General features: G+C 41.0%; 4 protein-coding genes. 3 read left to right on the top strand and 1 reads right to left on the bottom strand.

Going from position 1 to position 4,719, the window contains the following annotated elements:
* Positions 1 to 264 precede the first annotated feature (264 nt).
* The gene (locus tag V7K42_RS13375) at positions 265 to 474 is read right to left on the bottom strand and encodes a hypothetical protein (RefSeq protein ID WP_041565457.1); all 210 of its coding nucleotides are present in this window, start codon (positions 472 to 474) and stop codon (positions 265 to 267) included.
* 529 nt (positions 475 to 1,003) lie between these two features.
* Here V7K42_RS13375 and V7K42_RS13370 point away from each other — a divergent pair.
* The 3 genes from V7K42_RS13370 to V7K42_RS13360 all read left to right on the top strand — a co-directional run.
* Entirely contained in the window at positions 1,004 to 2,053 is a 1,050-nt protein-coding gene (locus tag V7K42_RS13370; RefSeq protein WP_334916866.1) for an adenosine deaminase, read from the top strand.
* Positions 2,054 to 2,607: 554 nt separating this feature from the next.
* A complete protein-coding gene (gene mutL / locus V7K42_RS13365) occupies positions 2,608 to 4,296 on the top strand; it encodes a DNA mismatch repair endonuclease MutL (protein WP_334916864.1) in 1,689 nt (562 codons plus the stop codon).
* Positions 4,297 to 4,380: 84 nt separating this feature from the next.
* A partial coding sequence (locus tag V7K42_RS13360; protein ID WP_334916862.1) for a helix-turn-helix domain-containing protein occupies positions 4,381 to 4,719 on the top strand: 339 nt, incomplete at its 3' end.

Here is a 4,719-nt window from a genome sequence, read left to right as displayed (position 1 = left end):
CCTTTACTTTCCTTTTATTGAAAATTTGCTTTTACTTATAATAATTCTCTATGAAAATGCATATAGTAGTCCTAAATTTTTGGTGAAAAGTTAAATCCCCAACTTCTTTGAGAAGTCAGGGATTTAGATAAAGGAAATTTTCACAGACTGGTATCTATCTAGGCGTAGCCCAACCCAGGTATCGCACTTTTAATAAAAATTAAATCCAGCTTGAGGCTGGACAATTGCTAGAGACATTTTTGAAATTGAATGTTTCCTTGATTTTTAACTTACCAAATCAACCAAGGCGTTTGACTGGAAGCGGACTATAGATGAAACTGAGCAGCCACGATAATTTTCAGAGGTGAATACTGATAGTGTGATATTAGCTTGACCGGGATCTAAGATGCGTTTTACCTTGCAGGTTTGCATTTTGTTGTTGCAGTAAGCAATAATGCGATCGCCAGCCTTGACATCTAATGCTTGAATTTTCACTTAATATCAACCTCGCCCAAGATTTTGTTTAGCTAAAGGAAAATATATTCCTATATTTCACTTGCTCAACAATTTAAATATTTATCTCAGTATAACACAAAAACTACGGGTTATGAATTTTATCAATTTCATCTTGATAATGTCAAGTTGATTTATGCTCAAAACTCTTTTCAATCCTGGATTTTATTGGAGGAGGCAGGAGGAGCAATTCACTTACTTATATGAAAATACGGTTCAGTTAAGTATTTTTCTTTCTCTCTGTGTCCTCTATGGTAAAGCACTCCGCGTCTACGTTAAAAAAACTGACAATAGAATTTTGATTTTAACCCAAGCGTGTTGAAGTATATGTAGTGGGGTGGCAGGGCTAAATCTGATGGTAGGTAAATTGCCATAGTGTACTAACTTGAAAGCCTGATCTTGAAAACCCAGATAGGACTAAATATCTCTCTGCTCTAAATTTTTCTGAGTGCAGATTTTTCCTTATATGTTTTTGTTACAATTATTGAAATTTTTATCTAAAAATACCACTATGGCTTTATATGCTGAATTACATAGGCACTTGGGCGGTTCCGTCGTACCGCGAGTTTTATGGCGATATTTTGAGCGACATTCTTCGGAGTTGATTTCCCGCTTTGCTGACTATTCAGAATTTGAAGATTTTTATACTCGTCCGCGTAACAGCCTGGATGAGTATCTAGAATTACACACCCTAGTAGAAAGTGTGCAAACTGTGGAGACTTTGCCTTACTTTATCTATCGCTTGGTGCGGGGTGCTTACATTTTTGAAAATTTAGCTTATCTGGAACTACGCTACACCCCCTATTTGCGGACACCTGAGCATCTAAATCAATCACAGAGAATTGACAAGATGGCAGAAATTGTGAAAGTAGTAGGACTTGCTAGCTACCAGCCAGAACATCCGATTGTTACTAGCCAAATTCTTTGTATGCACACGCGCCTACCTTATGAGGTGAACAAGGCGATTATCGATTTGGCGGCGCAAAATAAGCAGTATGTCTGTGCAGTAGATGTAGCAGGGGGTGATAGCTATTATGCCGATCGCTTAGAAGAATGGATTAGCTTATATGATTATGCGCGATCGCTAGGCGTTAATACCACTGGACATCTATATGAAACCACCGCCGGTTGTTACCCTGAACTGTTACCCTATCTGATGCGAATCGGTCACGGTATCCAAATCCCCCTATTATATCCAGAGTTACTTAATGATGTTGCTAGACGCGGACAGTGTTTAGAGGTTTGTCCCACAACTTACCTAAAAACTGGTACTTTGCAGGATATCCGTCAACTCAAATTAGTTTTTGACCGATGTTTTAATGCTGGGGTCGATATCGCTATTTGTACTGATAATGCTGGGTTGCACAATGTGCGTCTACCGTTTGAGTATGAAAATCTCTTAACTTACGACATTATTAGCTTTGAACAACTACAAGCTTGTCAGGATGCTGCTTTCCGTCATGCTTTCGCTTGGCCTTATGGCGAACGTCCTGCATCGTTGTTAAACGGTTTGCTCAAACCTGAACCACCTAAAGTTTTGGCAATAAGAGATAGTAATTAACCATCACCAAGTAGTGCTTTGCGTAATTCGTAATTCGTAATCACGCTCTCTACGAGACGCTGCATGTAGCTTGCTTAACCCGCATTTCTCACAAGCTTGAGGGGCAGAGGGGCAAAGGAGCAGAGGGGCAGAGGGGAAAGAACTTTGTATTTGAACTCTCCTCTGCTCCCCTGCTCCCCTGTTCCCCTGCTCCCCTACACAAGGTTTTGAGAGATGTAGACAATTGTAAAACCTGGTTGACCCCATTGCAAACGGGTCTTTAAATCATGGACATCAGCAACTGAATTATTACTCATAAGCTTATCCCGCTTATAACCTCACAAGCAATTTATCAAAAATCGCCTTGTAATTGAGTTTTCTTTACAATTAATAAAAATTCCTCGTTAATTCGCCTTCTTATTTGCCCAAGCTACGATAAGCTAAGGCTACATATCCTCCGGTCTTTTTCTTCTCTGCGAACGCGAACAGCATCTCGCAGACAAATATTGCACAAACAATTTTGAATTGATTTCTCCCCCACTTACCTTACCCCCAGAAGCTATAAACTATAATTTATGGCATCTACTATTCAAGCTCTACCAACAGAAGTCGTATATCTTATTACAGCTGGTGAGGTAATCGACTCTTTAGCTTCTGTGGTGCGGGAATTGGTAGAAAATTCCCTAGACGCAGGTGCAACGCGAATTGTGGTTTCTCTATGGCCACAGCAATGGCGAATTCGTGTGGCAGATAATGGCTGTGGAATGAACCTAGATGACTTGCAACAAGCAGCCACAGCCCACAGTACCAGTAAAATTCGCTCTAGTGCCGATTTATGGAAAATTAACAGTTTGGGGTTTCGTGGTGAGGCGTTACACAGCTTAACAACTTTGGCAGATTTAGAAATTTTGAGTCGTCCTGTGGGTGGAAAATTAGGATGGCGGATTAGCTATGGCAATGGTGGGGAAGTTGTGCAAGTTGAAGTAACTGCGATCGCACCTGGTACAGTAGTTACAGTTTCCCATCTTTTCGGTAATTGCTCATCTCGTCGTCAGGGATTACCCACAGCAGCACAGCAAATGAAAGCCGTGCAAGCCACAATTCAACAAATTGCTCTGTGTCATCCCCACGTCACCTGGCAGATTTGGCAAAATGACCGTCAATGGTTCACCATCTCTCCAGCAGCAACAACTGGGCAACTACTACCGCAGATTTTACCCCAGGTGCGACAAGGTGATTTGCAAGAGGTGAAACTCCAACTCCCCCACCCTTGCACAGACGCGATTAATCGCGTCTGTACTAACTCCTCACTAAATTTAGTGGTAGGATTACCTGATCGCTGTCATCGTCATCGTCCAGATTGGGTACGTGTAGCTATTAACGGACGGATGGTTAAGACACCGGAACTAGAGCAAACGATATTATCAGCATTTCACAGAACATTACCACGCGATCGCTATCCAATTTGTTTCTTACATCTGGCAATTTCTCCCGACCAAATTAACTGGAATCGCAATCCAGCCAAAACAGAAATCTACCTCAACGAAATCATTTATTGGCAAGAGCAAATTACCCAAGCAATTAACCAAACACTCAGCATTTCTTCTAGCAATCTCAAAGAAGCTGTTCACACAACACGAGTTAGCAAATTACTCAAAGCCGCAGAAACCAAAGGCGGCTACAATTTCAATCCTAAAACTCCTAACTCCTCACTTCCAACTCCTAACTCTTTAAAAGCTGTTGCTCAAGTTAGCAACACCTATATTGTGGCTGAACATTCAAGTGGTATGTGGTTAGTCGAACAGCACATTGCCCATGAGCGAGTTTTGTATGAGCAATTGTGTGATGATTGGCAACTTGTCCCTGTTGAACCGCCAATCATTCTTTATCAATTGTCCCCAGCGCAAGTATCGCAACTGGAACGCATCGGTTTAGAAATAGAACCCTTTGGTGAGCAACTTTGGGTTGTCCGAAACATACCCACACCTTTGCAACAGCGAGACGACTGTGCAGAAGCAATTTTAGAGCTTAGTTGGGGAGGCGATTTACAAACTGCTCAAGTAGCTGTCGCCTGTCGCAGTGCCATTCGTAATGGTACACCCATGAACCAAGAAGAAATGCAGACACTTTTAGATAATTGGCAACGGACTCGCAACCCTCGCACCTGTCCCCACGGACGGCCAATTTATCTATCTTTAGAAGAATCGGCTTTAGCCCGATTTTTCCGGCGTAATTGGGTAATTGGAAAAAGTCATGGAATTTAATGTTTTCGGCGACACATTAGACATATCCTTAAAACAAAACTTGTGAGAAAATGATATATGAATAAATAAATTAGTGCAACAACCATGACGAGTCTTTTAATAAGAATTGAATCACATCTCCAGTCAGCAAAACAATTAATTGGTATTAACTATGAACAGTTTATAACATTAGTTGTCTTGGCAGAGCAACGACATAAACAGAAACAAACAGAAATTGAAAAAAACAAAGTTCGTATTATCGCTCCTGGTGGCGGGCGTAAACCAGAAATGTCTCCCAAAGAAGGAGTTTGTTTATGTCTAGTTTACCTCCGACAAAAACCAACTTTTGATATTTTAGGCTTGTTATTTGATATATCAAAAACTAAAGCTAATGATGCGTTTAACTATTGGGTGAAGATTTTGAGAGATATCTTACCAGCTTCT

The sequence above is a fragment of the Nostoc sp. genome (assembly GCF_036917455.1).
Lineage (GTDB): Bacteria > Cyanobacteriota > Cyanobacteriia > Cyanobacteriales > Nostocaceae > Nostoc.
This window is presented reverse-complemented; position numbering and strand designations above follow the sequence as displayed.